At 37.3% G+C, this 1,259-nt stretch carries 3 protein-coding genes; all 3 read right to left on the minus strand.

All coding sequences use genetic code 11. The features are described from left to right. Positions 1–395: DUF5712 family protein (locus tag A6I66_RS16340; RefSeq protein ID WP_245683473.1), on the minus strand; the 395-nt coding region annotated here is incomplete at its 3' end. Continuing rightward, complete coding sequence (locus tag A6I66_RS16345) at positions 364–933, minus strand: BfmA/BtgA family mobilization protein (RefSeq protein ID WP_067151955.1); 570 nt, start codon at positions 931–933, stop codon at positions 364–366. The genes A6I66_RS16345 and A6I66_RS16340, both read right to left, overlap by 32 nt. A gap of 144 nt (positions 934–1,077) precedes the next feature. Further along, a partial coding sequence (locus tag A6I66_RS16875; RefSeq protein ID WP_211267557.1) for a hypothetical protein occupies positions 1,078–1,259 on the minus strand: 182 nt, incomplete at its 5' end.

Genomic DNA, 1,259 nt, shown 5'->3' on the forward strand with positions numbered 1-1,259 from the left:
CGTTGGCGTTCTACTTTGGCGTAATATTTAATATCATTGACATGAACAGGTCTGCCATCAATTTCACGGTTAAAAGCTTTTGCGTAAGATTTCATAACTTCCCTGGTATATTGTTTTAAAGCTTTTGGAGAGTCTCCGATTGTCTTAAGCTCCCTCTGACTTGGATTGAGTGTAATGGAGTAAAATTTGGGCTCTGTTTTTTTAAGTTTAGCCGTATTACCATCAATCTCCTTGATGACTTTCTCTGGGGATATTTCATTGTGATGTTGGTCAAAAAAAGACTCTATTTCAGGCATGGGTTTCCCTTCATTCTCTTTTTCGAGATATTCGACAAAGGCGGAAGCACTTTGCCCATAGTTCCCACTAAGGCTTTGTGCGGTGATGGTGATGTACATGATGAAGGTTCATTTTAAAGTTTTCCAATTCATTCTTATTCATATCCAACTTATGGTAATCCTTACCAAAGGTTGTTTTCACTGGTTGCAATCTGCTCAATACTAATTCTAAACCATTCTTATAAGCACTGAGTTGGAGTTGCATCTCTTCAAATCGACTTTTGTAATGTTCCATTTCGGCATCTCTTGTTAAGGTTTCTGGTGTTCCAAAATCAAATACCTCTTCTTCGACTTCTTCATGTTCCGTTCGGGTGACCTCCTGAAAAAGTGCATCCAACATGGCTTTAGTGGGTTGCGTCTGTTGTTTTTCGATGTTACGAATAATGGCGATTAGAGCATTGATGCGTTTTTTGGTATCATCCTTTTTAACACCAAGATTATCATTAGGATGAAGATTATTCCATTTGAAAAAATTCAACATAGTTTCTAGAGTCTCTGTATGGGATTTGGAAACACCTTTGGAAAACGCCCGAAAGCGTTCTGCAACATCCTTTTTGATATTGATTCCTGAAAAGTCGTATGTTGAAAATTTCTTCATTTTGCTGCAAAAAACAACTGGTTTATTAGGGGCTTCAGAGGTTTTGCTGCAATACCCTGAAAATCAGAATATTTTACTTCGCTACAAGCTATTGATTATCAGTATTTTACATCCGAAACTAAAATCGAAACACCGCGGAGCGTGTTACCCTCTTGCTCTTCCTTTTTTGCACCGCGAGGGGCAAAAAATTAGTCCAACGATCCGATTAGTTTTCTTAATCTTTTCGTTTATATTAAAGTTATGAGATTCCAATAAAACCATAAAACGTGGTTTAGTTTCAATTGGTTGGGTTTGCCAATGAAACGTATGAATTTCAAAAAAACCGC

The sequence above is a fragment of the Pseudotamlana agarivorans genome (assembly GCF_001642835.1).
Classification (GTDB): domain Bacteria; phylum Bacteroidota; class Bacteroidia; order Flavobacteriales; family Flavobacteriaceae; genus Pseudotamlana; species Pseudotamlana agarivorans.